This is a genomic window from Picosynechococcus sp. PCC 7003 (genome assembly GCF_001693255.1).
In the GTDB taxonomy this organism is placed as follows: Bacteria; Cyanobacteriota; Cyanobacteriia; order Cyanobacteriales; family MRBY01; genus MRBY01.
Genome location: NZ_CP016474.1, coordinates 198,324 through 214,850 on the forward strand (window position 1 = coordinate 198,324; position 16,527 = coordinate 214,850).

Sequence of the window (16,527 nt, forward strand, 5' to 3'; positions counted from 1 at the left end):
CAGTAGAAGCTAGTTAGTCAATCCACAACTCAGCTCTACATCTCCCAAATTTTTCAGGCAAAATCCTTAAGCTAAAAGATTCACCGTAATGGCCGCGCCGATTAATAGAATTCCCACAGCTAAGGCAACTACCCCTAGCATTGTGTAATCCCGTCGCTTTTGCACCGAGGACTTTTGTTCTTCGTAAACCTCAGGTGTTACGGCATAGTTATTGACCAAACCCTGTTCACTGACTGTGTAACCAGCCGTTGTATCAACGCTTTTATCTTTTCCTTGTTTGGGGTCTGGGGTGAACTCACCTTCCCGCGCTTTCCTTGCTGCGACTTCTGCCGGCACAAGCTCTTCACCACTACTAATATCTTCGGGTTTTAGGTTTTCAGGAACAGAAATATTTTGGGTATCCTTATCCATAAATGAAATACCTCGCTTTCTTGCAACAAAGATTAAAATTGACGATTTCCTAAAGTTTTAGCGTCTGTTTCAATTTTAATCCACATATTAATTCTAACAATTCAATCGCAAGCCATCATCTATCGAACGTAAGAGATTAAGGCCAATCAATAATATTTATTATTCTACTTTTTTCTTTAAAGGGAGCTTTTCTTCGCTTTTTTTAGTGATTGTTGAATTTTATTTAAATAACTCAAATGGCTGATTCCCGCTAATTTTAATCCTGCCGTTATCGCCGTGGAATCAAGCTACAAACAAACTTTCGTCGATCATTTGCCAGATCGAGGTCGTGGAGACAGTCAAACTTTTGTACCGGCATTTTTTTGCCATTAAGGCGTAGTACCGCGCGATATTCCCAGTAATATTTTGCACTGCGCTTCAGAGAAACCAAACAAATTTGTTGTTCCCCATAGACTCGGCACACTTCACCGTAAGCAGGCGCGGCCCAGCAACAAAGCCCGATTAAAATGACGAAACAAATAACACGCCCCATGATGCCTTAAACAAAAAAAAGCCGAATACCAATTGTAGTATCCAGCCCTCGGAGATTGACAATGAAAATTGAAGAGGTTAGTGCAAAGACTTAGAGGAGACCGAAGAAGTGGAGTACCCCTTGACCTGTTGCTACTTCGAGAATGATCGCTGCGACGAAACCGATCATTGCCATGCGGCCATTGAGATTTTCAGCAGAAGCGGTGAAACCAAATTTCTTGTCGTCCATGATGGGTACCTATGTGAAGAAAATAAAATTGCTTGCTGGTATCAGCTTAACAAACTGTTACGTTGATCCGCCACAACTCTGGGGCCATGATTGTTTGATTTAAGTTCTGAATCTCATAAGTAAAAATTATGTTTTATGGCTGTTTGGCGTCGGACAGTCAGGATCGGCAGACAAAAAAGTAGCCGTAGGGTTGAAGCTACGGCCTTCTACATAAAGGGACAATCATGTTTGGCGTTAGTAGCCAGATTCCTCTTCGTATTCGTATTCTTTCTTTTTCTCCGGAATGTTGACCGCCGGTGGTTGGTAAGGAGTTTCGTCGCGGGTGTCGTCGTCCCAAACATCGCCGGCTACATCTTCGGGGTAGCTAGGGGCTGGCTCTTCATATTCGTAGGCGGTGTCGTCGCCCCAGTTGCTACTTTCATCGTAGTCGTCATAGCTCATGGCGCGGGCCTGTTGCCGTTGGGGTGGTGGTGGGGCGATCGCCTCTTCTTCCCATTCGTCTTCCCAGGTGTTAATGGGTTGGCGCGTTTCGACAGGGCGGGAAATTGGTTGCTGGAGGGGCACCCCGGTACCCAATTGATTCTCTGGGCGGGCAGTAGGCGCATAGTAGATATCTTCCTGCTCCCGTTCCCAAGGGGGACGACCAATACCTAAGCGTTCAAGGAAGCCCACGCTAATCTGACTGAGGCGCTCTTCGGCCCCTTCAAAGACAATGAGACGGTTGGGGCCGCTGCTAACCACTTCTTCAATGGGTAATTCATAGGTGCTGATCACCTGTTCCGGAATTTGGGGCAAGCCAATGGAAGCAATAATGATCGAAGAGACGGTGCCACTCTCTAGGTCAAACTGAAAATCACGCACCCGACCTAGGGGTTCACCCGCTTCCGTAATCACTTCACTGTTGATCAGGGGACTGTAGGCTTCGACATCCACATCAGCCAGTACATCCTCATCCTCGACGAGAATCACATCTCCAGTTTTGGTGATCGCCTCTAGATACATATACTTAGGCATTCCAGAGACCGAGAAAATACTATCCCGTAGCCCCAAGGAAACAACTTCGCGACGGTCAATGTCCACTAATACATCCTTAACGACCCCTAAGCGAGTGCCTCGATTGCGAGTGATCACCTGGGTGTTAATGAATTCGTTGCGTAGGCGGATAGAATCAATGCTCATATTGTCTAAATTAATGGCGATGCGTTAGTGGAAACAGGAAAAATCAGCTTAAAGGTAACGGGGACATGTGAAGGTTCAGGGGAAACAGCACCGGAAAGTTCCGTACAATAGCAAAATGTTGAGAGGGTTGATCTCGACTGTGCACCGTAGCCTAGGGGCAATTATTCAGCAGACTCTATCATTTCGGGGTATTCTTGACAACTTTTCCATTGCGTGGGTGGTTTTATTTTAGCGAATCACGCCGGAAATTTGAGCTGATCATTTTTTCCGAGCAAGGGATTTCGTTATAATTGACTGCCGATATTGCCGGCTGTCCCTACTATTTTTTGAGTATTTGCAACAACCCCTAAGGATCTATGGTGGAATTAACCGATTTAAAGCGTTCCCTTGAAACTGTCCAAGCGCACCTGGGGAAAACCCAGGACTATCTTTGACCTAAAAACCTTAGACGCAAAGATTTTTGACCTCGAACAACAGGCAGCCCAGCCAGAATTTTGGGAGAATCAGCAAGGAGCCCAGGACATTCTCCAGGAGCTAACCGAACTGAAGGGCACCGTCGCCCAGTATCAACAGTGGCAAGGTCAGCTTGAAGATGCAGCGGCGATCGCCGAATTATTGACCGAGGCAGAAGACCCCGCCCTCCTCACGGAAGCAATGGAAAACCTGGATGATCTCCAGAAAGAACTAAACCGCTGGGAACTGCAACAAATGCTCTCGGGGGAATATGACAACCTCGGTGCGGTGTTGACGATTAATGCCGGAGCTGGGGGCACCGATGCCCAGGACTGGGCGGAAATGCTGTTGCGGATGTACACCCGCTGGAGCGAAAAACAAGGCTATAAAGTGCGGTTGGCGGAAATTTCTGAAGGGGATGAAGCAGGCTTAAAATCAGCCACCCTCGAAGTGAGCGGGCGTTATGCCTTCGGTTATCTCAAACATGAAAAAGGCACCCACCGCCTGGTACGGATCTCGCCGTTCAACGCCAATGGCAAGCGCCAGACCAGCTTTGCCGGGGTGGAAGTGATGCCCATCCTCGGGGACGACGCTGTGAAGGTCGAGATTCCCGAAAAAGATTTGGAAATTACCACGTCCCGGGCGGGCGGCAAGGGCGGACAAAACGTCAATAAAGTTGAAACGGCGGTACGGATCGTCCATCTGCCCACGGGGGTGGCCGTGCGCTGTACCCAAGAGCGATCGCAGTTACAAAACAAAGAAAAAGCCCTAGCAATCCTCAAGGCAAAGTTATTAATCATTGCCCAGGAGCAACGGGCCCAGGAAATTGCTGAGATTCGCGGGGACATGGTGGAGGCCGCCTGGGGGAATCAGATCCGGAACTATGTTTTTCACCCTTACCAAATGGTCAAGGATCTGCGCACCAACCACGAAACCACCGATGTGGATGGGGTCATGGATGGCGACCTCGATGCTTTTATTGAAGCCTCCCTACGCCAGGACACTTGGGTCGGAGAGTAGCACCGGGGAATGAGGGCAGTGAGCTAAAATGCAAGGTGGCAAAATTTCGTGGCTTCTTCAGTTTTGAATATTTTTCGCCTCAAACGCTTCGATCAAGTCGTCCTCGCTGCCCTTTTTAGCCTCACATTATCGGTGGCACTGCTGTGGGGATTTGGCGATCGCACCCTCACCCAAGTGCAAGCCTTTAGTTGGGAGGGGCAGCAAATTGGGGTCAAGGATCAACAGTTTCAACTGTCCTTTAACCAAGCCCTCGACCCAGCCCTTGTCACAGAGAATTTCACCATCGAACCACCCTTGGCGGGCCGCTGGAGTTGGGTCGGCAAACGTTTCTTTTATAGCCTCGATGAACGCCCCATCTATGGCCAGGATTATCAATTCAAACTGGCTATCCCCACCCCAGAAGCGGAAGAGAAGCCCAGTAGTGTGCCTTTTTTGAGTCGGGTGAAAAGTCGAGACCGCGCCTTTGCTTACATTGGCACTGACGGCACTGACCGGGGGCGATTAATTTTGTATAACCTGACCCGCCAAGAAAAAAGCGTCCTCACCCCAGCGGATCTCATTGTTCTGAACTTTGATGTGTATCCTGAAGGCGATCGCCTCTTATTTTCTGCCATTCCCCGGGGCTCGGCCCAGGCTGAGATTGGTGACCAACAACTCTATACAGTGAGCACAGGTTTAAATTTCCAAGGCTCCACCGCTAGCCCCCCACCCGCCGGGCGCATTCAACCTGTTTTAGCCGCCCAGGATTACCGTAATGGAGCCTTTCAACTCGCGGACAATGGAGAACGGATCATTATCCAGCGCACCAATCGAGAAAACCCCCGCGATCGCAGTTTGTGGGTTATCGAAGGTCAAGCCGAGCCCCGTGCCCTGGGGATTCCCGCCAATGACTTCCTCCTCGCCCCCAACGCCGAAGTCGTCGCCATTTCCCAACAAAATAAACTCTCCCTGGTGCCCCTAAATCGCAATGGTGGTGCCATCCAAGCCAGGGAAGAATTTACTAAACTCCTCGCTTTTTCCCCCGATCAAACCCAGCAAATCGCCCTCCAACAGGCCAATGGCGTTTACTCCCTTCACCGCATCGACGCCGAGGGAAAAGCCACAGAAATTTTACGGACCCTTACGCCGATTATTGATTGTCGCTTTGAACCCCGCGCAGCGGAACTGTTGTATTGCCTCAAGCTGGATCAAACTGAAGCCTCAGGCCAAGTGGTTGAGGAACCTTTTCTCAGTGCCTTGAATCTCAACACAGGGGAAGAAACCGCCCTCCTCGCTTTACCGAATTATCAGGATGTGGGCTTGAGCATTGCCGCCGATGGGGTTGCCCTCCTCTTTGATCAGGTGGTCACGACTCCACCAACACCCACGAGTGATCTGTTTACTGCCACGGGCTTGGCGGTGGAAGGGGGCCGCCTCTGGTTGTTGGCACTTCCGGAGTTGGGGACGGATACAGAAATTCAGCCTGTCCCACCGGAATCCCTGCTGCCGGGCTATCAACCCCAGTGGATTCCCTAAAATTCTTCTTAATGCACTTTTCCTGAACGGGGCCATCAGTCCCCGCAAATCCTATGACCGTTTTGAAAACCATGACCCGCATTGATCGTCTTGCCTTCCTGTTGATCGTGATTTTTAGCTTGATGATCGGCATCGGCGTCGGCGGTGAGCAACTGTGTGGTGTGGATTGTCCGATTAATACCGGGCCAAGGGTGCGGGAATTTTCCTGGCAGGAGCAACGCATTGGCGGTGATGATACGGCGTTTATTTTGACCTTCGACCGACCGATGGATGCGGTGGGTGTTGAGGAAAATTTAGTGATTGACCCACCGCTCCCCGGCAAGACCAGTTGGGCGGGGAAGCGTTTGGCCTATACGCTACTGGCTCCGGCTCCCTATGGCCAGGATTATCAACTGACATTGCGGGGGGCGCGGGAAAAATTTGCGGCTTCTGGGAAATTAGGAAAAACAATGCAGCCATTTTCCAGTAGTTTTCGCACTCGCGATCGCGCCCTGGCCTATGTGGGCACCGATGAGACCCAAGAAGAAAAAGGGCGATTAATTTTATATAACTGGACGAAGGATGAGAAGCGCATTTTAACGCCGCCGAACTTGGTGGTGCTGGACTTCCAGGTGTATCCAGAGGGGAAAGCCATTTTGTTTAGTGCAGTAGACCGGACGCGCCCAGCAGAAGGAATTCAGGATAGTCAGCTTTATCGAGTGAGTACAGGCTTGGGAGAAGATGATGTGTCCTCGGACTTGGAACTGGTTTTAGATAATCGCACCTACCAAAATTTACAATTTCAGCTTGCAGCAGATGGGGAGGCGATCGCCGTGCAACGGGTCAAGCGGGATGATCCGGCGGACTTTGGGCTGTGGTTAGTGGTTCCTGGGGAAGAGCCGCAACCTTTGGGATTGTCAGGGGGAGATTTTGCGATCGCCCCGGACGGGAAAACCATTGCCCTACCCCAGGGGAAAGGGATTGGTATTTTTTCCCTAGAAGATATCCAGGAAGAACCCCTCGACTTTTTGCCCCGCTTTGGTCAGGTGGTGACGTTTTCGCCCGATGGAACAACAGCGGTGCTGGTAGATTTCAACAGTGATAATCCAGAATTGCGCTACCGGCGATCGCTGTACTTGGTTAATAGCCGCGACCAGGAACAGAAATTGCTCGATACGGATGGATCGGTGTTAGATTGCGACTTTAACCCCACTGAAACCCAGCTTTATTGTTTGCTAACGGAATTAATCCCTGGGGACGAATACCGGGAGCAACCCTATTTTGCTCAAATTGATCTCGAAACCCAGACGGTCTATCGCCTCGCCCAGTTGACCCAATACCAAGATATTGCCCTCAGCATGGCCCCCGATGGTCTGGGGTTGCTGTTTAGCCAAGTGGTGACGGATATTACCGACGTGGAAGAGCCTTTTTTCCGCACAGCTTCCGGGGAGGCGATCGCCGGAGGGCAACTCTGGCTCATCGTTCCCGGTGAAACCCCTGACCAAACTCAATTGGAGGCCCTGCCCTTTGCGGGAGTTTATCCCCGTTGGCTGCCCTAGGATGAGTTCTTACAGCAGGATTGAGGCCCGTTCTGCTAATGGCGATCGCTCGCCCTTGAGTAGGGTAATGTGACCGGCGATCGCCTCCTGTTTGAATTTTTCCACCACATAGGTCAAGCCATTACTGGACGCATCCACATAGGGATTATCAATCTGCTCCACATCCCCGGTGAGGATAATCTTGGTGCCTTCTCCGGCCCGGGTCAAAATGGTTTTTACTTCGTGGGGCGTTAAATTTTGGGCCTCATCAACGATCAAGATTTGTCGGGGAATCGTGCGGCCCCGGATATAGGTCAAGGGTTCAATTTGCAATAACCCCAATTCCATCAGTTCCTCATAGCCGTGCCGCCAGTGACGCGGTTTGTCTTTGAGATCTTGGGTATTGAAAATCAGATCTAAATTGTCATAGAGCGGTTGCATCCAGGGAGTCAGTTTCTCTTTGATTTCCCCCGGTAGGTAGCCCAAATCTTTCCCCATGGGCACAATGGGCCGCGAAATTAGCAGTTGATTATAAAGCCGTTCCCCGGCCACCTTCGCTACCCCAGCAGCGAGGGCCAGGAGAGTTTTCCCCGTACCCGCTTTCCCGACTAAAGTTACCAGTTGAATCTCATCCCGCAGCAGCAATTCCAGAGCAAATTTCTGTTCACGGTTGCGCGCTTGAATATTAGAAACCGGGGCTTTTGTTGCTTTATTGAGAGGCACCACCTGATGCTCGTCGTCACGACAAATGCCCAGGCCGGTATGGGTCGGCTTCAGGCGATCCACGAGGGTGACCGCTTGATTGAGGAAAAAAGTTTCTGGCAGGGTGATGGTGCCATTTTGATAAAATTCGGCGATCGCCTCGGAATCAACGAGAACTTCCGTCGTCCCCCCATAAAACTCATCGAGGTTGACCTTGCCCGTTTCATAATCCTCTGTGGTCAGACCCAAGACCCCGGCTTTAATGCGCAGATTGGTGTCTTTGCTGACAAGAACAACCGGACATTGACAACTATTTTGTTCTGTCAGGGCCACCGCCAAAATTTCATTATCACCAGAATTCCCTGCCAATTCCGTTGGTAAGGTTTTGAGAATTTCTGGTTTACAGAGGGCCACCCGGAGCAACCCTCCCTGATCGAGGGCGATGCCCTGCACCAAAGACCCTCCTTGGCTGAGGGCATCAAGGGTACGGGAAACTTGCCGCGCATTACGACCAATGGAATCAACTTGTTTTTTGAAGCGGTCTAATTCTTCAATGATCGTAATCGGCAAGACCACTTCGTTATCCACAAAGGACAGCATCGCTTTGGGATCATGGAGCAAGACATTCGTATCCAGGACAAAGACTTTTTTCATAGAGACCTGCCAGGGAATCAATAGCTCATAGTTCTATCGTCCTCTGTTTGATCCCGTCAGTGTTAACTTTGCAATAAAAATTCTTTTAGGGAGAACTGAGCTTATGGGTTAATAAAGTATTTATGTAGTTAATTTTCGACAAAGTTAACCCGTTGATACAATTCTGAAAGTTTAATTTCTAGCGCAGCAAACTTGAATTTGATGACAGCATTTTCTCCCATTAATTCGGTTAATAGCCATTGGCGATCGCCTACCTTTTGATAAAGTTCTACCCGTGGGCAAGTCTGATCGATTAACAAATACTCCTGTAACTGAGGAATTGTGCGATAAAGGGCAAATTTTTGATTTTTATCAAATCCTTCGGTGGAGTTAGAAAGTACCTCAGCGATCATAGAGGGATTTGTCACCGCCATTTGGCTCTCGTCTAGAAAAACTGGTGCACCTTCAATCATCATCACATCAGGATAAAGATAACTAGCCACATCTGGTAACCAAAGACGCATATCACTGACGAAGATTTCATATTGGCGATCGCTGATCTCAAACGGCAATAAGCGACTTAGATTTAAAGTCAAACGATTGTGATTTGCTGAAGCCCCTGCCATGGGAATAATTTTTCCTTGAATAAATTCATGTCTTAAGGCTGATCTCGCTTCCTGTTCGAGATAATCTTCTACCGTAAAAAGTTGAGGGACTGTAGAAATCATTATTGATCTCCGATTTCATTGAGCCGATAGACAATTAACGTTGCTTTGAAGCCAATATCAAGAGTCTTTATTCTGTTGAATGAGATGATTTTTAAAACAAAAAGTACCGTTGGGCCATGGGTAAAACAGTGGCAGGTTCGCAGACGAGCATTTCTCCATCTGCTCGCACATGGTAGGTTTCTGGATCTACTTCCATTCTAGGCAGATAATCATTTAACTTCAGATCGCGTTTCGTTAAGTTGCGGCAGTTGGCAACGGGTAAAACGGTTCTCTGGAGGCCCAATCGTGTCGCCACATCCGCTTCCATGGCCGCTTGGGAAACAAAGGTCAAAGCCGTGGACTGCATTGCTTTGCCGAAATTGGCAAACATTGGCCGCATGTGGACGGGTTGAGGCGTTGGGATGCTGGCATTGGCATCTCCCATCTGGGCGTAGGCGATCGCCCCACCTTTGATCACCAGTTCCGGCTTTACCCCAAAGAAGGCCGGCTTCCAGAGACAAAGATCCGCATATTTTCCTTCCTCAATGGAACCGACGTAATTAGAAATGCCGTGGGTAATTGCTGGGTTGATCGTGTATTTGGCGACGTAGCGTTTAATGCGGAAATTATCGTTATCCCCAACGTCCTCGGCTAGAGCGCCCCGTTGGACTTTCATTTTGTGGGCTGTTTGCCAGGTGCGAATGATCGTTTCCCCGACGCGCCCCATGGCCTGGGAATCGGAAGAAATCATGCTAAAGGCTCCCAGGTCATGCAAAATATCTTCAGCGGCGATGGTTTCCCGGCGGATGCGTGATTCCGCAAAGGCGACATCTTCGGGGATGCTGCGGTCTAGGTGGTGACAAACCATCAACATATCCAGGTGTTCTTCCAGGGTGTTGAGGGTATAGGGACGGGTGGGATTGGTTGAAGAGGGCAACACGTTCGCTTCACCACAGACTTTAATGATGTCCGGCGCGTGGCCGCCCCCAGCCCCCTCGGTGTGATAGGTGTGGATGACGCGATTTTTAAAGGCGGCGATCGTATCTTCCACAAAGCCCGCTTCGTTGAGGGTGTCGGTGTGGATCGCGACCTGGACATCAAACTGATCGGCGACGCTTAGGCAGTTGTCGATGGCGGCGGGAGTTGTGCCCCAGTCTTCGTGGAGTTTCAGGCCGATCACCCCAGCACGAACCTGTTCGATTAGTCCTTCCGGTTTGGCGCTATTACCTTTCCCCGTAAAGCCGAGATTGATCGGAAACCCTTCCGCCGCTTCGAGCATTCGGGAAATATGCCATTCGCCTGGGGTGCAAGTGGTGGCATTGGTGCCTGTGGCTGGGCCGGTACCACCACCGATCATAGTGGTAATGCCAGAAGCTAAAGCCGTTTCAATTTGTTGGGGACAGATAAAGTGCACATGGCTATCGATGGCCCCAGCGGTGAGGATGTGTCCTTCGCCAGCGATCGCCTCAGTGCCGGGGCCAATAATGATGTCGATATTGTCTTGAATATCAGGGTTGCCAGCTTTGCCGATTTTGTAAATTTTGCCGTCTTTGATGCCGACATCAGCCTTGACGATGCCCCACCAGTCCACGATCAGTGCATTGGTAATCACCGTATCCACAGCCCCGTCAGCACGGGTAACAGCAGATTGCCCCATGCCATCGCGGATCACTTTGCCGCCCCCAAATTTCACCTCATCCCCATAAGTCGTGAAATCCTGTTCTACTTCCAGCCATAGTTCCGTATCTGCCAAACGCAGGCGATCGCCCACCGTGGGGCCATAGGTTTCTGCATAGGCGCGGCGTGACATCCGGTAACTCATGGGGACTCCTTCTTGCGTTGAGGCTCAATTCTCAGTCCAGATTACCCCATCTCCCAAGCCCTGAACCGTAGCTGAGACAACTTGTTAGATCGGCGATATTTCATCCAGGCGACTCAGGATTTTAACTTTCATTGCCGGAGTGATGGCGGGGTTCTTTTTCCCTTGGAGAGACGCTACCTTAAACGAAAAAACAAGCAATGCACCCTCCATGGATTTAACCTGTCCGATTCCCTTACAAAATACGTCCCACGTGCTGTTGGCCCATGGCGGTGGCGGCAAACTAATGCAGGATCTCATCGACAAAATGTTTGCCATGGCCTTTGGGAAATCCTGCACGAGCCATGATGCGGCCCAGTTAACCATGCCAACCGGAGAATTGGCCTTGACGACGGATTCCTATGTGGTGCAGCCCCTCTTTTTTCCGGGGGGAGACATTGGCAAATTGGCAGTTTATGGCACGGTAAACGATTTGACGATGGCGGGGGCGCGACCCTTGTATCTGAGTGTGGGTTTTATTTTGGAAGAAGGTTTACCCTTAGAAACCCTCTGGCGGATTGTGATTTCGATGCAACAGGCGGCCCAGGCAGTTGGGATACAGATCGTCACGGGGGATACGAAGGTGGTGGAACGGGGAAAAGGGGACGGCATTTTTATTAATACGTCGGGTGTTGGGGTGATTGGATCGGGGCTTAAGATTCAACCAAAGGCGATCGCCCCTGGGGATGCGATTTTAGTCAGTGGGGACTTGGGCCGCCATGGGATTGCGATCATGGCCCAGCGGGAGGGTTTAGCCTTTGAAACGACCATTGAAAGTGATTGTGCGCCCTTGGTGAATCCGGTGCAGGATTTATTATCTGCGGGGATTGGGGTGCATTGTCTGCGGGATGTGACGCGGGGCGGACTGGCGGCGGTGTTGAATGAGTTGGCGATCGCCTCTGGTTTCAACATGGAAGTGATCGAGCGGGACATTCCGGTGCGGGAGGATGTGCGGGGGGCCTGTGAAATTTTGGGATTTGATCCGTTGTACGTGGCGAATGAGGGGCGATTTGTGGCGTTTGTGCCGCCCGATCAAGCGGACAAAAGTTTAGAAATTTTGCGATCGCACCAAGCCAACGCCCAGATCATCGGTCAAGTCACCACCCCCCTCTCGCCTGACGATATTGCCCCCGTCACCTTAAAAAACGCCTTTGGCATCGCGCGGATTTTAGACCGTTTAAGCGGTGAACAGTTGCCCCGTATTTGTTAGAAAATCATTAATAAAATGCGTCATATTCTTAATCTTAAATTAAGCAACAAAAAAATTGTTTTTCTAGGACATGGAAGCTCAACATTCAAGAATTGTTACATGATTTTTGGGAGAGAAAATTTCACCACTTAGGATGTAACTGTAAGCCAATGAATTTTTTGTAAAAATCTGTTGGGGTCAAGGGCAAAATCTTAAGATTTTCTATAAAAAAAGACCTCTTTGTCGTTTCATAAAAGGTTAGATTAGATTAATTTTGAGGCTTGTTTGCCTCTCCCTAGGCTGTTATTTCAACTATTTCAACGGGCGATCGCCCCCATTGTTTCTGCCGTAGTTTCAGGAAGTTACCATGCCCACAACCCATGCTGTCCCTGTCGATAAACGTTTTCGGGTGCTAGAAGTCACCATGAAGCGGAATCAGTATCGCCAAGATACGCTGATCGAGGTGTTGCATAAGGCGCAGGAGGTGTTTGGCTATCTCGAAGATGAGGTGCTGGAGTACGTGGCGCGGGGATTGAAACTGCCCCTCAGTCGGGTGTACGGGGTGGCGACGTTTTACCATTTGTTTTCGCTGAAACCGAAGGGGAAACATACTTGTGTCGTCTGTTTGGGGACGGCGTGCTACGTGAAAGGCTCCCAACAACTCCTCGACAAAATCGATGAAACCCTCCACATTAAGCCGGGGGAAACAACGCCGGATGATCAAATTTCGCTGGTAACGGCACGGTGTATTGGGGCCTGTGGCATTGCGCCAGCGGTGGTTTATGACGATGAGGTGTGCGGGAAACAGAACGCCGATCAGGTGATGGCAAGGCTGAAGCAGTTATCTGAGGGAAGTTGACAGATACCAGTGATCAGGTGTCAGACATCAAAGTTTTATTTGTAGTCAGGATTTGCGGGAAAGATGACGGATTTAGCGGAATTATTTGAAATTGCGGAAGCGGAACAGGACAGCCACACAAAAATTCAGATTCGCTGTTGTACGGCGGCGGGTTGTATGTCCTCTGGCAGTTTGGCGGTAAAAGAGGAGCTGGAAAAACGGATTCAGGAAAAAAATTTGGGCGATCGCCTGGAGGTGGTTCCCGTCGGTTGTATGAAACTCTGTGGCTTTGCGCCCTTGGTGGATGTGAGCGATGAGACTTGTTTTCAGCAGGTTTTGCCGGAGGTGGCCGGGGATATTGTGGCGGCAGCCATCGGGGAAACCCCCTCGGATAAGCTAGAAATCTGCGATCGCCAAGCCCCATTTTTCACGTTACAAAAACCCGTGGTGCTGGAAAATAGCGGCAAAATTGACCCCGAACGGATTGAAGCCTACATTGCGCGGGGCGGCTATCGGTCATTGCACCAAGTGCTCGAAGATATGACCCCGATGGAGGTGGTCGAGGAAATTACCAAAAGTGGGCTACGGGGGCGCGGCGGCGGTGGCTATCCCACGGGCTTGAAATGGGCGACCGTCGCCAAAATGCCGGGGGATCAAAAATATATTGTCTGTAATGCCGACGAAGGGGATCCGGGGGCATTTATGGATCGCGCGGTCTTAGAAAGTGATCCCCACCGAGTCCTCGAAGGGATGGCGATCGCCGGCTATGCCGTAGGCGCAAACCACGGGTATATCTACATCCGCGCCGAATATCCCCTCGCGATCCAACGGCTCGAAAAAGCGATCAAACAAGCCAAGAGCAAAGGCTTACTCGGCAGCCAGATCTTTAATTCCCCCTTCAATTTCACCATCGATATCCGTATTGGTGCGGGCGCATTCGTTTGTGGCGAAGAAACCGCCCTGATTGCCTCCATCGAAGGCGGACGGGGAACCCCCAGACCCAGACCCCCCTACCCCGCCCAGTCTGGACTATGGGGGCATCCCACCCTAATCAACAACGTCGAAACCTACGCCAACATCGTCCCAATCATCCGCGAAGGCGCAGACTGGTTTAGCAGCATCGGCACCGAAAAAAGCAAAGGCACAAAGGTTTTTGCCCTCACCGGAAAAGTTGCCAAAAATGGCTTGATTGAAGTACCGATGGGAACCCCCGTCCGGCAAATTGTCGAGCAAATGGGCGGTGGCATCCCCGACGGCGGCACAGTCAAATCCGTCCAAACCGGAGGCCCCTCCGGTGGCTGCATTCCCGCTGAATATCTTGATACCCCCATCGAATACGATTCGCTCATTAAACTCGGTACGATGATGGGTTCCGGCGGCATGATCGTCATGGACGAAGCCACCAGCATGGTCGATGTGGCGAAATTTTATATGGAATTTTGCCAGTGCGAATCCTGCGGCAAATGTATCCCCTGCCGTGCCGGAACGGTGCAAATGTCGGGGCTACTCAGCAAAATGCTCAAGGGACAGGCTGAACCCAAGGACATTGAACTGCTCGAACAGCTTTGTTACATGGTCAAGGAAGCCAGCTTGTGTGGGTTGGGACAGAGTGCGCCCAATCCTATTTTGAGTACCCTGCGCTATTTCCGCGCGGAATATGATGCCCTCGTGGGGAGTAACGCCGATTAAATTTCCTCTAAAAATTCAAAAAATTCTATGCAGTCCTTAAAACAAGCACCCTAAGCAGCAACGCAAAACTATGGCAGTCAACACTTTAACGATAAATGATCAGCTAATCAGTGCCCGCGCGGGGGAAACGATCCTCGAAGCCGCCCGTGATGCGGGGATTCACATTCCGACCCTGTGCCATCTGGAGGGGGTCGCCGATGTGGGGGCGTGTCGCCTCTGCCTCGTGGAAATTGAGGGGAGCAATAAACTCCAACCCGCCTGTGTGACGGAGGTGATGGAGGGGATGGTCGTCCAGACCCACACAGAAAAATTGGCTGAATATCGCCGGATGACGGTGGAATTGCTCTTCGCGGAAGGGAACCATGTCTGCGCGGTTTGTGTGGCGAACGGTCACTGTGAGTTGCAGGATATGGCGGTGGAGGTGGGGATGGATCATTCGCGCTTTCCGTACCAATATCCGCAGCGGGAGGTGGATATTTCCCACAAACAATTTGGCATTGACCATAACCGCTGTATCCTCTGTACCCGCTGTGTGCGGGTCTGTGATGAAATCGAGGGGGCGCACGTCTGGGATGTGGCGAATCGGGGGGGAGAATCAAAAATTATCTCCGGTTTAAATCAGCCCTGGGGCGAGGTGGATGCCTGTACGAGTTGCGGCAAATGTGTGGATGCTTGTCCGACGGGATCCATTTTCCGCAAGGGGGCAACGGTGGGCAGTAAACTCGGCGATCGCCAAAAACTCGAATTTTTAATTACCGCACGCACAAAAGGGGAGTGGACAAGATAATGGCAGATCAAAAGCTTCGGTTTGCAACAATTTGGTTGGCGGGTTGTTCCGGTTGCCATATGTCTTTTTTAGACCTTGATGAGTTTCTGATTGAGTTAACCAAACATATAGATGTGGTGTTTAGCCCCGTCGGCTCTGATGTCAAAGATTACCCAGAAAATGTCGATGTCTGTCTCATTGAAGGCGCAGTCGCCAATCAAGAAAATTTGGAATTGTTAGAAAAAGTTCGTCAAAATACAAAGCTATTAATTGCCTTTGGGGATTGTGCCGTAACGACGAATGTTACAGGCATTCGCAATCAAAAGGGAGATGCCCAAACAATTTTAGAACGGGGTTATCAAGAACTCACCGAAGAACACCAATTACCCCAACAAATTACCGGGGGAATTTTGCCGCCCCTTTTACCCAGAGTTTTGCCAATTCATGAAGTTGTCAATATCGATTTATTCCTCCCTGGATGCCCTCCCGATGCCGATAGAATTAAAGCGGCGATCGCCCCATTATTAGAAGGGAAATTACCGGAGATGGTCGGGCGCGACATGATTAAATTCGGCTAGATTTTATGTCCCAAACATTTGCCATGCTGACTGCCGCCGATATTATGAACCCCAACGTGGTGACCATCAAAGGTTTAGCGACCATTGCCAGTGCTACCCAATGTATGCGCGTGAATAAAACCCGCGTCCTGATTGTGGATCGTCGCCATGACCACGATGCCTACGGCATTTTGACCGCCACCGATATCGTCAGTAAAGTGATTGCCTATGGTCGTGATCCAAGGGCAATCCGCGCCTATGAAATTATGACCAAACCCTGTATTTCTGTGAGTCCTGATCTGGCGGTGGAATATGTTGCCCGTCTGTTTAGTCAGTGGAATTTGCACAGTGCCCCCGTCATGACTGACAAACTTTTAGGGATAATTACCGTCGAAGATTTAATTAGTAAAAGTGACTTTTTAGAGCGTCCCAAAGAGCTATTATTTGCCGCAGAAATGCAAGCCGCTATTCAACAAGCAAAATTAATCTGTCAAGAAAAAGGACATGATTCTAGTGACTGTATTCAGGCGTGGGCGATGGTGGAAGAATTGCAAGCTGAAACCGCCTATCAACAATCCCAAAAATTAGATAAAACCGCCCTTGAAGAATATTTAGAAAAAAATCCAGAAGCCATCAATCATTTGATGGTTGATAATTGGTGTAGTGGTTGAAAATAATTCGTCAAAATCAGGCATCAATTCATTCTAAAAAATAATTAATAAAAACATTTCAA

At 50.0% G+C, this 16,527-nt stretch carries 16 protein-coding genes; 9 read left to right on the forward strand and 7 right to left on the reverse strand.

From position 1 onward, the window contains the following. Positions 1-66: 66 nt before the first annotated feature. The 4 genes from AWQ21_RS00940 to AWQ21_RS00955 all read right to left on the reverse strand — a co-directional run bounded on the left by AWQ21_RS00940 (position 67) and on the right by AWQ21_RS00955 (position 2,350). Entirely contained in the window at positions 67-411 is a 345-nt protein-coding gene (locus AWQ21_RS00940) for a hypothetical protein (protein ID WP_065712926.1), read from the reverse strand. A gap of 268 nt (positions 412-679) precedes the next feature. After that, positions 680-943 (reverse strand): hypothetical protein, encoded by a 264-nt coding sequence (locus AWQ21_RS00945; protein ID WP_065712927.1) that lies wholly within the window; start codon positions 941-943, stop codon positions 680-682. Between the two features lie 90 nt (positions 944-1,033). Further along, positions 1,034-1,171 carry a chlorophyll a/b-binding protein gene (locus tag AWQ21_RS00950; protein WP_038027707.1) on the reverse strand — a complete coding sequence of 46 codons (138 nt, stop codon included), beginning with the start codon at positions 1,169-1,171 and terminating at the stop codon, positions 1,034-1,036. Between the two features lie 234 nt (positions 1,172-1,405). Continuing rightward, positions 1,406-2,350, reverse strand: a complete 945-nt coding sequence (locus AWQ21_RS00955; RefSeq protein ID WP_065712928.1) for a PRC-barrel domain-containing protein — start codon at positions 2,348-2,350, stop codon at positions 1,406-1,408. Positions 2,351-2,709: 359 nt separating this feature from the next. Here AWQ21_RS00955 and prfB point away from each other — a divergent pair. The 3 genes from prfB (at position 2,710) to AWQ21_RS00970 (ending at position 6,876) form a co-directional block, all read left to right on the forward strand. After that, positions 2,710-3,823 (forward strand): peptide chain release factor 2 gene (gene prfB / locus AWQ21_RS00960; protein WP_157094780.1). Its coding sequence is split into 2 segments (ribosomal slippage): positions 2,710-2,781 and positions 2,783-3,823, totalling 1,113 coding nucleotides; the frame shifts between segments, so codons are not numbered across the junction. 48 nt (positions 3,824-3,871) lie between these two features. Further along, entirely contained in the window at positions 3,872-5,338 is a 1,467-nt protein-coding gene (locus AWQ21_RS00965) for a hypothetical protein (RefSeq protein WP_083997939.1), read from the forward strand. 53 nt (positions 5,339-5,391) lie between these two features. Further along, positions 5,392-6,876, forward strand: coding sequence for an Ig-like domain-containing protein (locus AWQ21_RS00970; protein WP_065712929.1), 1,485 nt, complete (start codon positions 5,392-5,394; stop codon positions 6,874-6,876). Between the two features lie 9 nt (positions 6,877-6,885). Here the strand turns inward: AWQ21_RS00970 and AWQ21_RS00975 are convergent, their stop codons facing one another. The 3 genes from AWQ21_RS00975 to ureC form a co-directional block, all read right to left on the reverse strand. Then, a complete protein-coding gene (locus AWQ21_RS00975) occupies positions 6,886-8,211 on the reverse strand; it encodes a PhoH family protein (protein WP_065712930.1) in 1,326 nt (441 codons plus the stop codon). A 128-nt stretch (positions 8,212-8,339) separates the two neighbouring features. Next, positions 8,340-8,918, reverse strand: a complete 579-nt coding sequence (locus AWQ21_RS00980; RefSeq protein WP_157094681.1) for a Uma2 family endonuclease — start codon at positions 8,916-8,918, stop codon at positions 8,340-8,342. Positions 8,919-9,009: 91 nt separating this feature from the next. Further along, complete coding sequence (gene ureC / locus AWQ21_RS00985) at positions 9,010-10,719, reverse strand: urease subunit alpha (RefSeq protein WP_065712932.1); 1,710 nt, start codon at positions 10,717-10,719, stop codon at positions 9,010-9,012. A gap of 208 nt (positions 10,720-10,927) precedes the next feature. Here ureC and hypE point away from each other — a divergent pair, with 208 nt between their 5' ends. The 6 genes from hypE (at position 10,928) to AWQ21_RS01015 (ending at position 16,465) form a co-directional block, all read left to right on the forward strand. Beyond that, a complete protein-coding gene (gene hypE, locus AWQ21_RS00990) occupies positions 10,928-11,965 on the forward strand; it encodes a hydrogenase expression/formation protein HypE (RefSeq protein WP_065712933.1) in 1,038 nt (345 codons plus the stop codon). A 346-nt stretch (positions 11,966-12,311) separates the two neighbouring features. After that, positions 12,312-12,803, forward strand: coding sequence for a bidirectional hydrogenase complex protein HoxE (gene hoxE, locus AWQ21_RS00995; protein ID WP_065712934.1), 492 nt, complete (start codon positions 12,312-12,314; stop codon positions 12,801-12,803). A gap of 63 nt (positions 12,804-12,866) precedes the next feature. Next, positions 12,867-14,471: an NADH-quinone oxidoreductase subunit NuoF gene (nuoF, locus tag AWQ21_RS01000; protein ID WP_065712935.1), complete on the forward strand. Its 1,605-nt coding sequence runs from the start codon at positions 12,867-12,869 to the stop codon at positions 14,469-14,471. Between the two features lie 70 nt (positions 14,472-14,541). Continuing rightward, the gene (gene hoxU, locus AWQ21_RS01005) at positions 14,542-15,258 is read left to right on the forward strand and encodes a bidirectional hydrogenase complex protein HoxU (RefSeq protein WP_065712936.1); all 717 of its coding nucleotides are present in this window, start codon (positions 14,542-14,544) and stop codon (positions 15,256-15,258) included. Continuing rightward, positions 15,258-15,815: an oxidoreductase gene (locus AWQ21_RS01010; RefSeq protein ID WP_065712937.1), complete on the forward strand. Its 558-nt coding sequence runs from the start codon at positions 15,258-15,260 to the stop codon at positions 15,813-15,815. Before hoxU ends, AWQ21_RS01010 begins: the two co-directional genes overlap by 1 nt. Before the next feature lie 5 nt (positions 15,816-15,820). Beyond that, positions 15,821-16,465 carry a CBS domain-containing protein gene (locus AWQ21_RS01015; RefSeq protein ID WP_232315016.1) on the forward strand — a complete coding sequence of 215 codons (645 nt, stop codon included), beginning with the start codon at positions 15,821-15,823 and terminating at the stop codon, positions 16,463-16,465. Positions 16,466-16,527 lie beyond the last annotated feature (62 nt).

Bases quoted from the DNA above. Each gene is read 5' to 3' on its own strand.
- AWQ21_RS01015 (WP_232315016.1), top strand. From the start codon at position 15,821: ATGTCCCAAACATTTGCCATGCTGACTGCCGCCGATATTATGAACCCC.
- nuoF (WP_065712935.1), top strand. From the start codon at position 12,867: ATGACGGATTTAGCGGAATTATTTGAAATTGCGGAAGCGGAACAGGAC.
- AWQ21_RS00980 (WP_157094681.1), bottom strand. From the start codon at position 8,918: ATGATTTCTACAGTCCCTCAACTTTTTACGGTAGAAGATTATCTCGAA.
- hoxE (WP_065712934.1), top strand. From the start codon at position 12,312: ATGCCCACAACCCATGCTGTCCCTGTCGATAAACGTTTTCGGGTGCTA.
- AWQ21_RS00940 (WP_065712926.1), bottom strand. From the start codon at position 411: ATGGATAAGGATACCCAAAATATTTCTGTTCCTGAAAACCTAAAACCC.
- AWQ21_RS00950 (WP_038027707.1), bottom strand. From the start codon at position 1,171: ATGGACGACAAGAAATTTGGTTTCACCGCTTCTGCTGAAAATCTCAAT.
- AWQ21_RS00955 (WP_065712928.1), bottom strand. From the start codon at position 2,350: ATGAGCATTGATTCTATCCGCCTACGCAACGAATTCATTAACACCCAG.
- AWQ21_RS00975 (WP_065712930.1), bottom strand. From the start codon at position 8,211: ATGAAAAAAGTCTTTGTCCTGGATACGAATGTCTTGCTCCATGATCCC.
- hoxU (WP_065712936.1), top strand. From the start codon at position 14,542: ATGGCAGTCAACACTTTAACGATAAATGATCAGCTAATCAGTGCCCGC.
- ureC (WP_065712932.1), bottom strand. From the start codon at position 10,719: ATGAGTTACCGGATGTCACGCCGCGCCTATGCAGAAACCTATGGCCCC.
- AWQ21_RS01010 (WP_065712937.1), top strand. From the start codon at position 15,258: ATGGCAGATCAAAAGCTTCGGTTTGCAACAATTTGGTTGGCGGGTTGT.
- AWQ21_RS00970 (WP_065712929.1), top strand. From the start codon at position 5,392: ATGACCGTTTTGAAAACCATGACCCGCATTGATCGTCTTGCCTTCCTG.
- hypE (WP_065712933.1), top strand. From the start codon at position 10,928: ATGGATTTAACCTGTCCGATTCCCTTACAAAATACGTCCCACGTGCTG.
- AWQ21_RS00945 (WP_065712927.1), bottom strand. From the start codon at position 943: ATGGGGCGTGTTATTTGTTTCGTCATTTTAATCGGGCTTTGTTGCTGG.